Annotated in this window: 16 protein-coding genes; 9 read left to right on the top strand and 7 right to left on the bottom strand. The window is 40.8% G+C overall.

The window, feature by feature from the left end; translation table 11 throughout:
* The 5 genes from R2Q80_RS01855 to rpsT form a co-directional block, all read right to left on the bottom strand.
* Positions 1-1,395, bottom strand: a complete 1,395-nt coding sequence (locus R2Q80_RS01855) for a radical SAM protein (RefSeq protein ID WP_316797956.1) — start codon at positions 1,393-1,395, stop codon at positions 1-3.
* On the bottom strand, positions 1,388-2,158 hold the full coding sequence (locus tag R2Q80_RS01850; protein ID WP_316797955.1) for a prolipoprotein diacylglyceryl transferase: 771 nt from the start codon (positions 2,156-2,158) through the stop codon (positions 1,388-1,390). The genes R2Q80_RS01855 and R2Q80_RS01850 overlap by 8 nt, the downstream gene beginning before the upstream one ends.
* A gap of 10 nt (positions 2,159-2,168) precedes the next feature.
* Positions 2,169-3,005, bottom strand: coding sequence for an endonuclease/exonuclease/phosphatase family protein (locus tag R2Q80_RS01845; protein WP_316797954.1), 837 nt, complete (start codon positions 3,003-3,005; stop codon positions 2,169-2,171).
* A 95-nt stretch (positions 3,006-3,100) separates the two neighbouring features.
* Positions 3,101-3,799 carry a RadC family protein gene (radC, locus tag R2Q80_RS01840; protein WP_316797953.1) on the bottom strand — a complete coding sequence of 233 codons (699 nt, stop codon included), beginning with the start codon at positions 3,797-3,799 and terminating at the stop codon, positions 3,101-3,103.
* 136 nt (positions 3,800-3,935) lie between these two features.
* Complete coding sequence (gene rpsT, locus R2Q80_RS01835; RefSeq protein ID WP_010603296.1) at positions 3,936-4,190, bottom strand: 30S ribosomal protein S20; 255 nt, start codon at positions 4,188-4,190, stop codon at positions 3,936-3,938.
* 324 nt (positions 4,191-4,514) lie between these two features.
* Between rpsT and purN the strand changes: the two genes are divergently transcribed.
* The 7 genes from purN to rodA all read left to right on the top strand — a co-directional run bounded on the left by purN (position 4,515) and on the right by rodA (position 12,627).
* Positions 4,515-5,093: a phosphoribosylglycinamide formyltransferase gene (gene purN, locus R2Q80_RS01830; protein ID WP_316797952.1), complete on the top strand. Its 579-nt coding sequence runs from the start codon at positions 4,515-4,517 to the stop codon at positions 5,091-5,093.
* A 122-nt stretch (positions 5,094-5,215) separates the two neighbouring features.
* Complete coding sequence (gene purH, locus R2Q80_RS01825) at positions 5,216-6,742, top strand: bifunctional phosphoribosylaminoimidazolecarboxamide formyltransferase/IMP cyclohydrolase (RefSeq protein ID WP_316797951.1); 1,527 nt, start codon at positions 5,216-5,218, stop codon at positions 6,740-6,742.
* Positions 6,743-6,918: 176 nt separating this feature from the next.
* Positions 6,919-7,941: a rod shape-determining protein gene (locus tag R2Q80_RS01820; RefSeq protein WP_010601761.1), complete on the top strand. Its 1,023-nt coding sequence runs from the start codon at positions 6,919-6,921 to the stop codon at positions 7,939-7,941.
* A gap of 85 nt (positions 7,942-8,026) precedes the next feature.
* Positions 8,027-8,866, top strand: coding sequence for a rod shape-determining protein MreC (gene mreC, locus R2Q80_RS01815; RefSeq protein WP_047798152.1), 840 nt, complete (start codon positions 8,027-8,029; stop codon positions 8,864-8,866).
* Entirely contained in the window at positions 8,859-9,374 is a 516-nt protein-coding gene (locus R2Q80_RS01810) for a hypothetical protein (RefSeq protein ID WP_047798153.1), read from the top strand. The genes mreC and R2Q80_RS01810 overlap by 8 nt, the downstream gene beginning before the upstream one ends.
* Entirely contained in the window at positions 9,374-11,362 is a 1,989-nt protein-coding gene (gene mrdA, locus R2Q80_RS01805; protein ID WP_316797950.1) for a penicillin-binding protein 2, read from the top strand. The genes R2Q80_RS01810 and mrdA overlap by 1 nt, the downstream gene beginning before the upstream one ends.
* Entirely contained in the window at positions 11,362-12,627 is a 1,266-nt protein-coding gene (rodA, locus tag R2Q80_RS01800; RefSeq protein ID WP_316797949.1) for a rod shape-determining protein RodA, read from the top strand. Before mrdA ends, rodA begins: the two co-directional genes overlap by 1 nt.
* Before the next feature lie 9 nt (positions 12,628-12,636).
* Here rodA and R2Q80_RS01795 read toward each other — a convergent pair whose 3' ends face one another.
* Complete coding sequence (locus tag R2Q80_RS01795; protein ID WP_316797948.1) at positions 12,637-13,878, bottom strand: hypothetical protein; 1,242 nt, start codon at positions 13,876-13,878, stop codon at positions 12,637-12,639.
* A gap of 113 nt (positions 13,879-13,991) precedes the next feature.
* On the opposite strand from R2Q80_RS01795, the gene R2Q80_RS01790 reads away from it, so the two are divergent.
* Together R2Q80_RS01790 and R2Q80_RS01785 are read left to right on the top strand one after the other, a co-directional pair.
* On the top strand, positions 13,992-14,573 hold the full coding sequence (locus tag R2Q80_RS01790) for a thymidine kinase (protein ID WP_047798157.1): 582 nt from the start codon (positions 13,992-13,994) through the stop codon (positions 14,571-14,573).
* Between the two features lie 20 nt (positions 14,574-14,593).
* Positions 14,594-15,397, top strand: a complete 804-nt coding sequence (locus R2Q80_RS01785) for an SDR family oxidoreductase (protein WP_316797947.1) — start codon at positions 14,594-14,596, stop codon at positions 15,395-15,397.
* Here the strand turns inward: R2Q80_RS01785 and R2Q80_RS01780 are convergent.
* On the bottom strand, positions 15,394-18,771 hold the full coding sequence (locus tag R2Q80_RS01780; protein WP_316797946.1) for a DEAD/DEAH box helicase: 3,378 nt from the start codon (positions 18,769-18,771) through the stop codon (positions 15,394-15,396). The two genes, R2Q80_RS01785 and R2Q80_RS01780, sit on opposite strands and share 4 nt — an antisense overlap.
* Between the last annotated feature and the right edge of the window lie 100 nt (positions 18,772-18,871).

Below are 18,871 nucleotides of genomic sequence, written 5' to 3'. Positions count from 1 at the left end.
TCAATTCATATTTAATTTTTCCCTGATGGCATCTATTTTATGATCGCGATAAAAAATATTCATCGTTTCAAAAGGTACCATCTTATACTTATCACTCACGATGTGGACACATGATTTTTTAACTGCTCTCACATCGAAATCAAGCGCATCCATGAAATTCATGATGATGATGCGAAACAGGTTATCGTAGCTTAAGTGATCTGACTTAACCCTGGGTAAACAACACATCAGTTCGCCGAAAGTTCCTTCTGCGCAATCTACAGAAACGCCAGTACTAAACAAGTTTAACATGTGATCTTTTAGCTTTTCATCGTGCTCAAAAACAATCGTATTCTTAGAGTTGTTGAGTAAGTCTTCAGGGTTAATCAAATGGGTCATTGGAATTACCTCATCTCCAATTTTTAAGGCATAGGCCATACACAATGCATCAGGATTGCATGGAACCGGAATTAAGTCCTGAGGGGTAAAAACCGGATATTGTTCATAAATTTTTCTACGAACCTCAGTTAAAGTAATCCTCCCCTTCTGATCGTTGTAATCATCATTGCGGCCGGCAACCTGTGTAGGCTGAAAAGTTACCCCGCGAACACATCGTTGCTTAAGTGCAAAATCCAGAATATCACCAATTTCATGATCGTTCAATCCCTTTTGCAAAGTAACCACCAAAGTGGTAGATACGTTAAATTGATTTAAATGTTCGATGGCTTTTTTTCTGACATCTGTTAAATCCTCGCCCCGTAATCTGGTTAGCACCTCCGGACTAAAACTATCGAACTGGAGGTAAATTTCGAAGTCGGGCATATAAGAGGCCAGCTTCTCAACAAACGATATGTCTTTTGCAATCCGGATACCATTTGTATTTACCATTAAATGTTTGATAGGCTTTGTTTTGGCCAGGTCTAATATCTTGAAAAAATCCGGATGAACAGTTGGTTCGCCTCCCGAAAGCTGAACCACGTCAGGTTCACCTTCATTAGCAACCACTACATCCATCATGCGTTCAATTTCTTCCAGGGTACGGTGCCGGCCATAATGCGGCGAGGACATGGCATAGCAGGTTGGACAAGCCAGATTACAACGATCAGTAACTTCAAGAACCGTTAAACAAGAGTGCTGCTCATGGTCGGTACATAAACCACAATCGTACGGACAGCCGTAATGTACCCTGGTATTGAACTTCAAGGGCATTTCCGATTGCTTGTTATAGTTTCTGATCTGTTTGTAATACTCCACATCATCGGCAATCATTACCTTGCTATCCCCATGCGTTTTACAATTCTTCAGCATAAAAACCTTTGCATCCTGAAAAACGATTTTAGCATCGCAGAGCATTAAACATTCCGGACAAAGACTCTTGGTATAATCGTAATAAATATAATCTCTAGTATTAGCCATGCTGCCTGTTTTTGATAAAAATAGAATCCACCATCCTGAAGATGAATTTATAATAATAAATAAAAATCACTATTGCCGACCAGTGAATACTACTTAAATGTAAGCATAATGGTTGATAAGGTTTAATAAACTCAATCAGAAACCTAAAAAGGAAATACATTACCATGAACAATTTAAAACGATCGCCATTGATAAGGCTTGCGTTTTTGATTAACCTAAATAAGAAAAACAATAAAACCAGGTAGAACATTTCATACAGCATGATGGGATGCCGCTTCAGCCCATCGCCTAAATCCATGCCCAAAAATGATGAGGTTTCGGTTCCATAAGTGGGCTCATCAATCCCCATAGAAAAACACCCTATCCTGCCCACAAATAATGCCACTAAAATAGGAACAACATAGATATCGCCCGAAGCTATGTTTACTCCGATAATCTTTTTAATAATTTCGACACCAAACAATCCTCCCATTAATCCCCCGACTATGGTTTTGCTTTGATATAAAACGGATAAAGTTAAGTGTGCTAAAGCCTGAGGGGTTTCTAAAACCGCTACCAAACGGGAGCCAATTAATGCCCCTAACATTGCCCCGAGCATAATCCATAACCGATTTTCATCAGATATAGGGTCGGCAAGACCCTTTTTCAGATAATAATACACACGAACACCAATAATAAATGCCAGGGTCTCAAACAAGTAATGGTAATGGTATAAATTACCAAACAATTCGAACTGAAAAGGAAAAACAGAATTGGCTTTCAATAGCATGCAGTTAAAACCATAGTCGTGCAAAAACAGGCAAGTGATCTGAAGGATACCTTTTATCTTTACTGTCAGATAATACGGCGAACTTTTGCACTTTAAATCCTTTATTTACAAATATATAATCAATCCGGTTTTTTAAATCGCTATTAAAATCAAAAGCATTAAACGTTCCATCCGGCCCATAGGCAGGTTCTTTACTCACCTCTTTGGCGTCGGTTAAAAATGATTTTATTGTTGAAATGGCTTCAGTTTCCGGTGTTACGTTTAAATCGCCGGTAAATATAACTGGCAACGTTGGTGCAATCTGCTGTATTTTTTGTTTTAATAACTTTGCCGATTCAATCCTTGCTTTCACTCCAATGTGATCATAGTGTGTATTAAAAACCAGAAATTCTTTTTTGTTGGCGTTGTCGTACAGTCTTGCCCAGCTACAAACGCGATTCAAAGCAGCATCCCAACCCTTTGATGGCACATCAGGGGTTTCTGAAAGCCAGAAAGTACCACCCTCTTTTTTGGTAAACCTTTCTTTATCAAAATACACGGCAGAAAATTCTCCTTTGCGCTTGCCATCATCCCTTCCAACGCCTACTACATCAAACCCCGAATCTTCAAGCAAAGCATCAAATTGTTCGGGCAAAGCTTCCTGTACACACAGAATATCGGCATCGTGAAATTTAACCAGCGCCTTTACCTGGTCTTTTCGGTTTGGCCAGGCATTCACACCATCTGACGCTACATTTAAACGAATATTATAGGTGATGATATTAATTGGCCTGGCAATTTTCTGGGCAAATGCAAAATGACAAATCAGTAGTAATGATAAGATGATTTTTAAAGCTTTCATGTTTTTTTTATTTTCCAATAATACTCATTTAGTATTAACTGTATTTTAAGTAGTCAAATTGTTATAAAACACTATCTGGCTGCTCATCGATTTGTTTAAATCACATCCTCATCCTTATAGCTGTAATAATGCTGACTGGCAAAAATGAGGTGATCAATTACATAAAGACCCAGCATCAGGCCGGAGGCAACCAAATCACGGGTGAGTTTGTTGTCGCTGTCGCTGGGCTTTAAATTACCCGAGGGATGGTTATGTGCTAACACGATATTGGCAGCGTTATTTTCAAGCGCAACCTTAAAGATGATTTTCGGATCTGCAACGGTACCCGCCTGCCCCCCTTTGCTGATAAGGTGCTTACCAATGATGTGATTGGAACGATTGAGCAATAAAATCCAGAACTCTTCATGGTTAAGATCCCTGAAAGTTTGATAGAGAAATTTATGCACATCGCCTGATGAGGTAACCTGAATGCGTTGTTCATCCTGGCTTTCCCTTCTTCTCAAGCCAAGCTCCAGCGCTGCGACTATTGAAATTGCCTTGGCTTCACCAATCCCTTTAAATTTAGAAAGCTCCTGAACTGATGCCTTTCCTAACTTACTGAGGTTATTGTCATAGAAAGCCAGGATCCGTTTGCTGAGGTCGACAGCGGTTTCATTTTTATTGCCTGAACCAATTAATATAGCAATCAACTCCGCATCAGTTAAATGCCTCCGTCCGTTAACCAGCAGTTTTTCACGTGGGCGGTCTTCCTCAGCCCAAAGTTTTATTCCGAGTTTTTGATCGTAATCTTCCATAAATTTTCAGACAAAAAAAAAGCATCCCAACTTTTGGCTGGGATGCTTTCACTAATATCGTAAAAAATAAATTATTTACCATACAAAAAAACGGCACCAATAAAATTAGTGCCGTTCCTTATATTGTAAAAGTAGACTATGCTAAACCGTTAACGAATTTCGTTAATTTCGATTTGTTGTTAGCTGCTTTGTTTTTGTGAATGATGTTCTTTTTAGCTAAACGATCTAACATAGAGATCACTTTAGGCAATAAATCTGATGCAGATTTTTTATCTTCTGCAGCACGTAATCTTTTGATGAAAGTACGTGTAGTTTTTGCCTGATATCTGTTACGTAAACGTTTTGTTGCGTTTGCTCTAATTCTTTTTAATGAAGATTTATGATTTGCCATTTCTATTTAGCCTTTTATTTTTCTTATTCGTTTCCTTTAATTCGGGTTGCAAATATAGAGTTAATCTTTTTAAAACACAAAACAATTTTGTTTTTTTATTAAATAAAATAACCCCCTCATTGCGAGGCACAAAAATACATTAAATTTCGTCATTCATACCACTTTAGCCCGGTAATAAAAAAGAACGTGCTGACATCAAAATTAAAGCCGAACCTTTTCAAATGATTGCCTGCAAAATTTCATCCGAACCTAAAGGCAATAAAAATCGGTTTCAATAACAAAAACATACCTAAAAATACTATTTTTGGAGAAAACGATTATCGAGTGAAAAAACGAATAGCCATCTTCGCTTCTGGTTCAGGGTCGAACGCCCAAAAACTGATGGAGCATTTTAAAAGGAGCAATGAAATAGAAATCGTATTGGTACTCACCAATAATCCCGATGCCTATGTTCTTCAAAGAGCCGATAATTTTGAAATTCCCAGCCACATATTCGACAGGCACGAATTCACCAAAACTGATGATGTGATCGATCTGCTTAAAAACCTGGACATCGACTTTATCGTCCTGGCAGGCTTTTTATGGCTCATTCCTAAAAACCTGATTGCCGCATACCCGGGCAGAATTGTAAATATCCACCCGGCCATTTTACCAAAATTCGGGGGCAAAGGCATGTATGGCGACAACGTACACAACGCAGTGATTGAAGCAGGCGAAAGTGAAGGCGGCATTACCATCCATTATGTTGATGAAAACTACGATGAAGGAGAATACATTTATCAGGCAAAATATAAAATAGAAAAGGGTGATAACCTGGAGATGGTCAAATTTAAAGGCCAGCAACTGGAGCACCTTCACTACCCAAGGGTAATTGAAACGCTGGTAAAAAAGGTAAAAAAATAAATAGCCAACGGCCTAAAAAACACATCAGCGTAATACACTAAAACACACACTTTTTTTACCGGCAAACATTATAAAAAAACAATACTGTTTTACTACCTTTGCGGCTCAAAATTTACAGTAGAATGAGTCAAACCATTAAAATCAAAAACGCTTTAATTTCAGTATATTATAAAGATGGTTTAGCACCATTGGTAAAATTATTGGCCGCCCAAGGTGTGCGGTTATTCTCTACCGGCGGTACAGAACAATTTATCAAAGATTTAGATTTACCAGTTACGGCTGTTGAAGATTTAACAGGTTATCCCTCTATTTTAGGTGGCCGCGTTAAAACATTACACCCAAAAGTTTTTGGCGGCATTTTAAACCGCAGAGGTTTAGCGGGCGATCAGGAGCAAATTGCAACTTATGAAATTCCTGAGATTGACTTGGTAATTGTTGACCTATATCCTTTCGAGGAAACCGTTAAGGCTGGCGGAACACCTGAAGAAATCATTGAAAAAATCGATATTGGTGGCATCTCGTTAATTCGTGCTGCTGCAAAAAACTTCAATGACGTGGTCATCCTTGCTTCTAAAAACGACTACCCTACTTTACAGGCGCAGCTGGAAGAGCAAAATGGCGAAACTACTTTGGCTCAACGTAAAGCTTATGCCAAAAAAGCATTCCATACCTCATCTCATTACGATACAGCCATCTTCAATTATTTTAACGAGGAAGAACCACTTGATGTTTTTAAACAAAGCGTTGCCGAAGCGAAAACCTTACGTTATGGCGAAAACCCTCATCAGGGGGCCGTATTCTATGGCGATTTAGATGCCATGTTTACTAAACTAAACGGAAAAGAACTTTCATATAACAATCTGGTTGATGTTGATGCGGCTGTAGCTTTAATTGATGAATTTGAAGATCCAACCTTCGCCATCTTAAAACATACAAATGCCTGCGGTATTGCTTCCCGTCCAACGGTTAAACAAGCGTGGATTGATGCATTAGCATGCGATCCTGTTTCAGCTTTCGGCGGTGTACTGATTACCAATGTTGAAGTTGATCTGGCAACTGCAGAAGAAATCAACAACCTGTTTTTCGAAGTATTGATTGCTCCATCCTATCAGCCAGAAGCTGTTGAGTTGTTCAGCAAAAAGAAAAACCGCGTGATTTTGCAACGTAATGATGTTGAGCTGAGCAAAAAACAATTCAAAACCTTACTAAACGGAGTGATTGAGCAGGATAAAGATCTAATTATCGAAGGCCCTGAGCAAATGACTACTGTTACAGAAAAAGCACCGACAGCTCAGGAACTAAAAGATTTACACTTCGCTAATAAAATTGTAAAGCATACCAAATCAAACACCATTGTGTTGGTTAAAGATGATGTGCTGATTGCAAGCGGTGTGGGTCAAACCTCACGCGTTGATGCCTTGAGACAAGCCATCGAAAAAGCAGCTTCATTTGGCTTTAGCGTTAAAGGAAGTGCTATGGCGTCTGATGCCTTCTTCCCTTTCCCTGATTGTGTGGAGATTGCTGCAGATGCAGGTATCACGGCCGTATTACAGCCAGGTGGTTCTATTAAAGATGCTGATTCAGTAGCGAAAGCAAATGAAAAAGGCATAGCAATGGTAACAACCGGAGTACGACACTTTAAGCACTAGTTTTGAGCTGAAGCAGAAAGACTAAAGCATTGACGCGCATTGTTGTCATCTTTAGTCTTTCTGACTGATCTTTTAGCTTATTCGCTAAAGAAAATAATACTTAAAGCAATAAAAAGCCTATTTTTACATTTAAGAATAGGTAGATATTTAACTATTTAAGAAATCATAACTCATACATGGGATTATTCAACTGGTTTACGCAAGAAGTGGCCATCGACTTAGGCACTGCGAATACCCTGATTATACATAACGACAAAGTAGTGGTGGATGAACCATCAATCGTTGCTTTCGATCGTACTACAAACAAAGTTATTGCCATCGGCCGTCAGGCCATGCAAATGGAGGGTAAAACCCACGATAATATTAAAACTGTTCGCCCACTGAAGGATGGGGTAATTGCCGATTTCAACGCTGCAGAAGCGATGATTAAAGGCATGATCCGGATGCTCAATGGCGGTAAAGGCTGGATGTTTCCATCTTTACGTATGGTCATCTGTATTCCTTCGGGTATCACTGAAGTAGAGAAACGTGCTGTGCGCGACTCTGCTGAAATTGCAGGCGCTAAAGAAGTTTACCTGATCCATGAGCCAATGGCAGCCGCTGTAGGTATCGGTATCGACGTAGAAGAGCCTATGGGTAACATGATTATCGATATCGGCGGTGGTACAACTGAAATTGCGGTTATCGCATTATCAGGTATTGTGTGCGACCAGTCTATCCGCGTGGCGGGAGACAACTTTGACTCTGATATCGTAAATTATATCCGTCGTCAGCATAACATTATGATTGGTGACCGTACCGCAGAGAAAATTAAAATTGAAGTAGGTGCTGCTTTACCTGAATTACAGGATGCTCCAGCAGATTTTGCTGTTCAGGGCCGTGATTTGATGACTGGTGTTCCAAAACAGATTACCGTATCCTATACAGAAATTGCCCACTGTCTGGATAAATCAATTTCCAAAATTGAAGAAGCAATCTTAAAAGCATTAGAGATTACTCCTCCGGAACTTTCAGCAGATATTTACCAAACCGGTATTTATTTAACTGGTGGTGGTGCACTATTAAGAGGTTTGGATAAACGTGTTGCTGCTAAAACCAAATTACCCGTTCACGTAGCCGAAGATCCACTTCGTGCGGTAGTTCGTGGTACCGGTATCGCCCTTAAAAACATTGGCGGTTATAAATTCTTAATGCAGTAAAACAGATGTGAGAGGTCAGATATGAGATTTGAGAAAAAATCCCGAATCTCATATCTCAACTCTCCTGTCTCAAATCTTAATCGCAATGCGTAACCTTTGGATTTTCATCAGCAGATACAACGCATTTTTCTTGTTTATCATCTTTTTTGTGATCGGGGTTTATCTGACCATCAAAAATAATGCATACCAGCGAAGTGTAACCCTGAATTCATCGAATGAGGTAGTAGGCAACGCTTATGAACGTTTAAATGTTTTTAAAAGATATTTAAACCTTGGGATGGTGAATGATAGTCTGGCGGCCGAAAATGCCCGTTTAAAAACCCAGCTACTGCGCATTACCACTGCTGATACCTCGAAAGATGTTAAAGTAATTGATACGATAACACATCAGCAGTATACCTATCTCGCGGCTAAAGTGGTAAAGAATTCCATAACACTGCGAAACAACGTCATGACTATCAATAAAGGAAGCATTGATGGGATTAAGAACGGTATGGCGGTAATCGCTCCTCAAAGAGGTGTAGTGGGTTTCATACGCGATGTTTCAGAACACCTTGCCACAATACAATCTTTACTGCATAAAGATACCCGCATCAGTGTAACCTTAAAAAAGAACAATGCATTAGGATCACTCGTTTGGGGAGACGCCAATTTCGACATCAGAAAAGCCTTCATCAAAGAAGTACCCAACCACATCAAAATGAATGTTGGCGACAGCATTGTAACGTCGGGTTTTGGCTCCTTTCCCGCAGGCATTCTGGTAGGTAAAATTTTAAAACCAAATGTAGCAACCAACGATAATTTCTTGTCGGGAGAAGTAAATTTATTTACCGATTTTGCAACTTTACAGTATGTATATGTGGTGAAAGATAAACATGCAGACGAACAGAAAGCTTTAGAAAGTTTAGTTAAACCAAATGAATAGTAGAATTATCATTGTAAATGTAATCAGGTGGGTCATCCTTCTTTTTGTGCAGATTTTCCTGCTCAAGAACATGGGTTTCTATGACCTGTCTACACCATTCATTTATGTGTTGTTTATCATGCTGCTGCCTTTCGAAATACCGAATATTTTATTGTATCTACTGGCGTTCGGAACTGGTTTAACCCTTGATGCTTTTTACGACACCATGGGCGTGCACGCCACCGCTTGTGTAGCGCTTGCATTTGTACGCATATCTTTTATTTCCATCAGTTTAAACCGTGATGCAATTGACGACCCTGAACCATCGTTAAGTTATATGGGTTTTCAATGGTTTTCTCTTTACGCACTCCTTTGTGTAATTACGCATCATTTAGTGCTGTTCTTTTTAGAAACATTTAGGCTAACTGAAATTGGTTACACCTTAATGAGATGCGGCTTAAGTTGTATCTTTACATTGATTATTATTTATTTAGTAGAATCAATTTTCTATAAAAGATCATCCCGCTAATGGATCAACTATTCAACCGAAAATATATCGTTCAAGGATTATTCATCGTCATTGCACTTATTTTATTAGGTAAACTTTTCTACATACAGATTATCAGCGACAAAGCTTTCGTTTCTGCCGAAAGTAATGTGCTTAAAAAGAAATTTAAATATCCTGCCCGGGGTGCCATATTAGATCGTAACGGCAAGGTAATCGTACAAAATGAGCCAGTTTATGATCTAATGGTTATTCCTAACGAAGTCAAAGCTTTCGATACGCTGACCCTGGCCAATGCGCTGGAAATTACCATGGCCGATGCACGTAAGTTTATGCGCCGTGCCAAGGCAAAATCCAACTACCAGGCTACCCCTTTCGTAAAGCAGATCTCAGTACAAAGCTATGCCCGCTTGCAGGAAATTATGTACCGTTTCCCTGGATTCTCTACTCAGGATCGGACCATCAGGCATTATCCTGATAGTGTGGGAGGTCAGCTTTTCGGATATGTGAAAGAAGTAGACAGTGCAGATATTGCACGATCAGAAGGCTTTTACAAGCCCGGCGATTATAAAGGAAAAAGTGGTTTGGAGAGATCATACGAAGAAACCTTAAGAGGCGAAAAAGGGGTTGTTAATACCATTTACGATGTACATAACACGCCACAGGGCAGCTATGCCGATGGAAAATATGATATCAATGCCGTATCTGGAGAACGTTTAATTTCCGGTATCGATATCCGCATCCAAAAACTGGGTGAGCAGCTGATGAACAATAAAGTTGGAGCTATTGTTGCCATTGAACCGGCAACAGGTGAAGTACTTGCTTTTGTGAGCAGCCCCGGCTACGACCCGAATTTACTGGTTGGCCGCAGTCAGGGAAATAACTACATGGGCCTGATCAGTAATCCATATAAGCCGTCGATCGTTCGTCCGATACAGGGTAAATACCCTCCGGGTTCATCATTTAAGCCAATTGATGCCTTACTGGCCCTACAAGAGGGCGTGGTGGATGAAAACATGACTTTTAATTGTCCAGGCTACTATATGGCCGGCAACCATAAAGTGAAGTGCGAGCACGTAGACGGAAACATCAGCATGCGCCGGGGTATTGCCCGCTCCTGCAACACCTATTTCTGCCATGTCTTTCAGAAACTCATCACCAGAAACGGGATGAAAGCGCAACGCCAAACTTATCAGGACTGGCGTGATAAAATTGCCAAATTTGGATTCGGGCAAAAACTGGATATCGACCTTCCTTTTGAAAAAGAGGGTTATTTTTATAATGCCGACCATTATGATAAAATCTATGGTAAAAGATGGGGTTATACTACCGTGATTTCGCAGGCCATCGGACAGGGTGAAATTACCGCTACTCCGCTTCAAATTGCCAATGCCATGGCCATTATTGCCAATAGGGGTTACTATATCAAACCGCATTTAATTAAAGCCATGGGCGATAGAATTAAAAAGGAATACGTAGAGAAAAACTATGTGGGTGTTGACGCCAAATACTTTACGCCTGTAATTGATGGTATGCAGGATTGTGTAAACAGTGGATGGGGAACCGCTACATTATCGCGTATTCCAGACATTTTATTGTGTGGCAAAACTGGAACGGTACAAAATCCACACGGTAAAAACCACTCGGTATTTATTGGCTTTGCCCCCCGGGATAATCCAAAAATCGCAATTGCAGTAATTGTGGAAAATGCAGGTTATGGAAGTACATATGCTGCACCAATTGCCAGTTATATGATTGAAAAATACATTAAAGGAAATGTAACCGGCGCAAGGTCGGCACAAGTGGAATGGATGAAAAAACAAAATCTCCTACCTGCCCTCATCGATAAATCTAAAAAACCGAAACTAACTAAAACTGACAGCCTATCCATCAAAAAGGCTGACTCGGCAAAACGGACAAATGATAGCCTGAGAATTAAAGCGGCCACACAAAAACGTCCGCTAACAGTACAACTTACAGATAAACAAATACAAAACAGCGGTAAAAAATAATGCAACAGCAGCAACAGACCAACCGGTTTTTCTTTAACGTAGATTGGATTACGGTATTAATCTATATTGCACTCTGCGCGATTGGTTTTGTAAATATCTATGCATCTATCTACAACCCTGATAAAGTTGGTTTCGATTTCAGTAGCAGTTATGGAAAACAGCTGATTTACATTATTAGTGGGCTGGTATTAGGTTTATCAATATTACTGTTTGACGGAAGGTTGTTTAACGTTTTTTCGCCTTTCATATATGGCGGAACCCTGATTTTATTACTTGCGGTACTGGTGATCGGTAATAAGGTAGCGGGAAACCAGGCCTGGATTGCCATAGGTTCATTCAAATTACAACCTGCCGAGTTTGCCAAGTTTGGTACGGCCTTGCTGCTAGCAAGATATGTAGGTGCTTTTAATCCGAAATTCCGCGATTTTAAATCAATTGCCATCGCAGCACTGATTGTGGGGGCACCTTTATTATTAATCATGCTTCAGCCCGATACAGGTTCTGCATTGGTGTTCCTGGCCTTTATGTTCCCACTTTACCGTGAAGGATTATCAGGCTACTTCCTGTTAATATTTCTGGGGATGATTGTGCTGTTTGTTGCCGATTTCCTGGTTCCTACCTACATCCTCATTACCATCATTACAATTATTGCCGGGCTGTTTATCTACAATAACAGGCGAAAACAAAAAATCATCTTTTCAACCATCATTGTTGCAGCCTTTGCAATCGGATACCTGTTTCTGATTAAAGTAGCCTACGAGAAAGTGTTGGCACCACACCAAAGAAGCCGTATTGAATTGATGCTGGGCCTGAAAACAGATAACAAAGGGGCAGGATATAATGTGATTCAATCGCAGATAGCCATAGGCTCAGGCCAGGCAACCGGGCGCGGATTTCTGGAAGGCACACAAACCAAATATGGCTACGTTCCCGAACAAAGTACCGACTTCATCTTTTCTACTATTGGTGAAGAGTGGGGCTTTGCAGGTTGTTCAGTCGTGATTGGGTTATATATTTTTCTGCTGCTGAGATTAATCAATCTGGCAGAAAGGCAACGATCTACTTTTTCCCGGGTTTATGGTTACAGTGTGGCCTGTATCCTGTTTTTCCATATTTTCATCAATATTGGAATGACCATCGGAATTATCCCGGTAATCGGGATACCGCTACCGCTGATCAGTTATGGCGGCTCCTCACTCTGGAGTTTCACCATTTTGTTATTTATTTTTCTTAAGCTCGATTCGAACCGGATGGGATTCTTTTAGGCCACTGGCTTAACGACTAAACCTTCTGTTCAATAATTCGTAGAACTGATCAACCGTAGCCTGTTTACTCGCCCAGTCATTCTTAACCGCGTAATTACTTTGCAGAAAGCTATCGGCAGCTTCGAAAGAATTCATTTTATTTACGATATCAATTGCTTCAGAATAGGCCAGGTTATAACCTTTGAAAAGTTCTCTGATGAAAAGTAACTTCTCATTTATACTGATGCCCTGTTTTAAATCCGCAATAGGTGATTTTACAGCTTCATTTTCTTTGGCGTTGGTTTTGGCCAGGAGGTCATTCAGACTTGGTGCAGGCGTGGATGAGATAGGTTGTGCTACAGGTTTCACCGGAATGGCTTCAGGTGTAAAAATAGGTTTTTCTGCCACCCGAGGAGAAATAATGGGTTCGTCCATTTCCACGTTGCGCAAAGCGGCAATAGGTTCGGTCTTAACACTGACCGGCTCTTCCACTGGTAAAACCGGTTCTGTTTTCACTTCTGCTTTTGGCAATTCAACCTCTGAAACTTCAACCTTTGGCACTTCAACCTTTGGCAGTTGCACTTCCGGTTGAATATCTTCTTCATGCGAAATCAGAAAAGGCTCCGGACCGATCTCATCGTCCTCCACATTACTCACCAAACCAGGAGCACTTGAAGCTATTTCATCTTGCTGATGAATTCTTTTCTTCTGTGCCAGAATCTCTTCTTCAGCCTTACTCAAAGGCCTGTCAAAAATCTCCTCCACAGATTTGGCTTCATAATCAAACTGGTCTTCCTCACTATGATTACCCAGAATAAATTCAAAGCTATGGTCTTCCTGATCAGGTTTAAAAAAATCCTTTTCAAGTACCTGCTCTGCCAGCTCTTCTTCTATGGTCTCATCATCAAACAGCTCTTGTGCAGGTGTTACGTCAACACGTTCTTCCTGCTCTTCGGCTGTGGCAATTTCCTCCAGCTCTTCCAGTTCAACAGGTTCCTTTTCCGGTATTGTTTGCACTGGACTTTGAGGAAGGACGATGGTGTTCTGTTCTTCAAGAAGTGCATGGGCCGGATGTGGCGCAGCTTTCTCTACCGCAGCATTTAGTTTTTGTACAATCCGGACATGATCTGCCAGGAAATCAGCATTCGCCAGGAATAATTCAAGTTCCAGATCATTTAACTGAGTTGGATTTTGAGCAAGAAACTGATATTGCTCGTTAAGTTCTCTTAAAATATTGCCGACTTTTTTGAAGATATCCTGTTGGTTCATCATATACTTTAAACGAAAAATTTGCTGATTTATGTTGGTAACTATGTCTTCAAAAATAACACATAATTCTCATATTTGTTCGGTTTAAAATTAATAGGACACACATCAGGCAGGGCATGTTATTCAGCGAACAAAATTTTAGGAGAAGGGGCGAGTTTTCAGGAAGTATTGAAGTTGTATGTGGTTCAATGTTTTCCGGAAAAACTGAAGAGCTGATCCGCAGATTAAAACGCGCCCAGATTGCTAAGTTAAATGTCGAAATCTTTAAACCCCGCACCGATACCCGCTATCATGAATCTGCGGTAGTTTCGCACGATTTAAACTCCATAAGCTCAACACCGGTAGAAAGTGCTTCAGCAATTTTGTTGTTGGGAGCCAATACACAGGTGGTAGGTATAGATGAGGCACAGTTCTTCGATAATGAATTGCCTGAGGTGTGTAATAAACTGGCACTTAAAGGCATCCGTGTCATTGTTGCCGGATTGGATATGGACTTCACCGGTAAGCCTTTCGGCCCGATGCCCGCTTTAATGGCCATCGCCGAGCATGTTACCAAAGTAAATGCGGTTTGTGTTTGTTGTGGCAATCCGGCGCTTTATAGCTACCGCACTGTAGCCGATGAAAATACGGTACTTTTAGGTGAGAAAGAGAGTTACGAACCACGGTGCAGGGCTTGCTATAACGTGGGGAAAGGATAACACAATTTTATTCGTCCAACATGAGTATAAAAAACATTTCTATTTTAGGCTGTGGCTGGTATGGTTTAGCACTGGCTAAAGAACTGATCATGCTGGGCTATCATGTAAAAGGATCTACCACAACACCCGAAAAGCTCAGCACACTCGAAGAAGAAAAGATCGAAGCCTTTCTGATTAACTTTACAGCAGATCAAATTGATGCTGATCCTGCATTTTTCAATAGTGATGTTTTGTTTATCTGTATCCCACCTAAACGAAATTCACCCGAACTTGCCGATTATCCTGATAAAATTGCAGCCATATTAAAGGGCATTAACCAACCGGCAACACAAGTCGTTCTCATCAGTTCTACCAGCGTTTATGGAGATGAGAACCGGACGGTAAATGAATTGAGTGAAACCACGCCTGATACTGATTCTGGAAAGATGGTGTTGGCTGCTGAACAAATTTTAAATGAAAAGCGTCCGGATCATTCTACAGTAATCCGCTTTTCGGGATTGATTGGCCCTAACCGAAATGCGGGAAGATTTTTTGCCGGCAAAAGCGATATCCCCAATGGTTTGGCTCCTGTGAACCTGATTCACCAGACTGATGCCGTAGGAATTGCGGTAAAGCTTCTGCAAACCCAGGCATTTGGAAAGATTTATAATGCATGCGCTCCTGCACACCCGAGCAGAACTGATTTCTATACCCATGCCGCACAGAAAGCGGGGCTGGCCATACCCGAATTCATTCAGGAAAAAAAGGAGTGGAAACTGGTGGAGAGTTTAAATGTTCCACAATATCTGGATTACCAGTTTCAAACCGATATCTCCGTTGCTTAGCTCAGTAAACCAAGCAGCTCGGCTTTATTCAGCTTTTTAATCCATTCACCATCCGTCTGTATCAGGTTACGAACCAGGTCTTTTTTGGTGGCCTGCAGTTTCATGATCTTCTCCTCAATTGTATCCGGACAGATTAACCTTACAGCCATTACATGATTACGCTGACCAATCCGGTAAGCCCTGTCGATAGCCTGATTTTCCACAGCAGGGTTCCACCACGGATCAACCAGATACACATAATCAGCGGCTGTTAAATTTAAACCGGTACCACCAGCTTTTAAACTGATCAGAAAAACCGAAACTGATTCATCTTCCTGAAATGAGTTAACAACCTCCTCCCTGTTTCTGGTTTGGCCTGTCAGGTAGGCATAACGAAGTCCTGCAAGTTCCAGTCGCTTTTTGATAAGGTCGAGCATGCTAACAAACTGTGAGAATACCAGTATCTTATGTCTGCCTGCTTTACTTTCAATCTGCTCCATCAGCACTTCAATCTTGGAAGAAGTCTGGAGATAGCTCTTTCCGTCGGCGAGCAGAGCTGCAGAATTGCAAAGCTGTCTCAATTGTGTAATGCTTTTGAGCACGTGCATGGCGCTTTTGGGAAGTTCATCTTCCGTCTTCTTCAGGATAAAATCCTGAATCTCTTTTTTATTTGCCTCATATACCTCACGCTGCTCCTCTCCCATTTCACAATACAGTACAATTTCTGTTTTATCCGGAAGCTCTTCCGCCACCTGTTCCTTCGTTCGTCGTAAAATGAAGGGCTTTATCTTTCTTTGCAGTTCTTCTGCGCGTCTTTTATCTTTAAACTGGTCTATTGGGGTCGAATATAAATCGGCGAACTGCTGTTTGCTTCCAAATAAACCGGGGCAGGCGAAAGAAAGCTGTCCATACAAATCAAATGTGCTGTTCTCAATGGGCGTACCGGTCATCACAATCTTATTCCTCGATTTCAACATCCGCAGGGCTTTGTAGCGCTGTGAATCAGGATTTTTGATGTTTTGAGACTCATCCAGGCAGATGTAGTTGAAACGGTAGTCCTTCAGGAACCTGACGTCGGACACCAATGTTCCATAAGAAGTCAAAACCACTTCATAATCATCGAAATGATCAGTTGTTTTTATCCGGCTGTTGCCGTAAATTACCATTAATTTTAGCGAGGGCGCAAACCTGGCTATTTCTGTTTGCCAGTTGAAAATTAACGATGCAGGAACCACGACCAAATTCGTATTATGCTGAACCTTTTTCCGCTGCGACAGAAAGAAGGCGATGACCTGAATGGTTTTCCCCAGGCCCATGTCATCGGCCAGGCAGGCACCAAAATTAAAGTCATCCAGAAAATTCAACCAGTTTAATCCAACCTGTTGATAATGGCGCAGTGTAGCGTTCAATCCTTCGGGTATGGCCACCTCGCTGATCTGGGTGGTGCCTTCGAATTTCCGTTTATAGTTTTGGAGCTCGTTTTTTACCTCGCCATCCAATAAAGCATCTTCATAAAGATCATTTAAAGTCGCAAATTTGATTTTGGGTGTTAGAATTGATTCATCTGTTACCTCGCCGGCATTAAAATATTCCGTAAATTTCTGCAGCCAGGTTTCGGGCAAAATGCCCTGCGTGCCATCATCAAGAGTTACAAACCTGCTTTTGTTTCTGATCGATTTATGCAGGTGTTTCAATGCCACCTGCTGCTTGCCGAATTTTAGTTTTACTTTGGTTTCAAACCAATCGGTACCACTTAATACTTCAATATTAATTTCCGGCTTATAACCGCTCAGTTTGTTTTGCTTTAAAGTATTGAATCCCAGGATATGGTAACCATAGTTGCGCCAGTTTTCAAATGCCTCTAGAAACCAGGCTTCCTCTAAAAACCTCTTTCGGTGCAGGTAAAAAGAATCGTTGGCATCCTGTTCATAAAAGAAAGGATGCTGTTTAATAATCCGCCCTATGAATTGTAATTCGGCTTCTTCATCACGGTAAACGGTAAATACATTTCCAAGCTTATCCTGTGCCTGGATTTTTCTTTTCGATAAAACCGGTATCTCCTGATCGCCATAGCGCATCACCGGAGTGATGAGTATAAAGTCTTCAGATTCTGAAAGGTAAATGAGCTGTTCATTTTCCAGATCGAAGCCTTTTTCCTGTATCTGGCTTTTGCTTGCAGGCTTCAGGTAGGAATAATCAACCTGAATATTTCCTTCCAGTTGGATCAGTATTAACTTCTGAAATTCTACATATTTGGAACGGTGTAAGATTAACCGGTTGCTCTGCTTTTGAAAAAAACCAATCACCTGAAGCATATCCAGTCTGGAAATCAGAAACAACTGATTCTTAAGTTTAATGAAATACCGGTGAATTAAAACAAGCTGATCAAGTTCATAGCTTTTCCCGTCGATAACCAGTCGGCCGGTAATTTCATAAAAGTCATCTTTCTGATTCACTGAAAGGCGTAAATCAATCCTGAGAAAACTTACCTCTACCGGATGGATGGTCGTAGCCTGAATACCCGCAGATTGCTTTTGATCCTGAAGGTAGAAGGCAAGATTTAAAGGATTTTTAACCACAGCCTTTAAAGCTTCAATTTCCAGCTCAGCCTGGTCGTTGTTGTAGTTCTGCTGAAAGGTATTGATACCGCCATAAAATTTAATCTCGTCCACATCAGCAGTTTTGAAAAGTAAATCGGACGGAATAACTTCCTTCAACGGGTTTTTGACCTTTCCGCTTTTAGTTGTAGCGGCATGAAAGAGGGATAAAGTAAGGTGGCTGTAATAACGGTGCTGGCCCAATACCACAATCAAATTTTCTTTCTGCCCGCTGCTATCAACCTTCACTTTTGCTTTAGGTAACAGCACATCTTCCAGATGCTGCCGGGCTTCTTTATTAAAAGGCTGTAACTGGCTTAACTTCGGCTTTATGACAAGCTCATTCTCAGCCATAGTTAAATTGAAAAATGAGTCCAGGTCCTGCTCCTGTTCCAGTCCGTAATCAAATGCAATTTTCAGTAATTTTTGCCTGCGCAGATTTTCATCAAAGAAAATTAAAAGTTCCTGACGCTGCAGAATATTATATAAAACCCTTGCCTGGTGGGCACAAAGCTTTGTTTTTGGGGTATTACACCTGCATACTAAACGAACCTGGTTATCATGCTGCTGCACCTGCACAACAGGAAACCATTCCGTATCGTGATGGTAAGTGAAAGCGGCAAAATCAACTTCGATTTGCTCAGGATGTAACTGATAAAATCCCTTCGAGGCAGTGTCGATGTGCTGGTTTAAATGTTTGAGAATAACAATAACATTGAGGTCCTTCAGGTTAAAATCCCTCAAAACATAATCATAAGGATTTATTTCCGGTTGGTGATCTGCTAGCTCTTCCCTCACTTCATTGAATTTTCCGTAAAAATAAGGTTTTAGTAGTGAGTATCAAGTAATGCGTATCAAGTATGATTCGGGTGGGTTTAAGTAGCGGGCATCAGGTACA

This window comes from Pedobacter frigidisoli (genome assembly GCF_032678525.1).
Classification (GTDB): Bacteria; Bacteroidota; Bacteroidia; order Sphingobacteriales; family Sphingobacteriaceae; genus Pedobacter; species Pedobacter frigidisoli_A.
The sequence above is the reverse complement of the archived record's forward strand: the minus strand, read 5'-3'. Positions and strand labels throughout refer to the sequence as shown.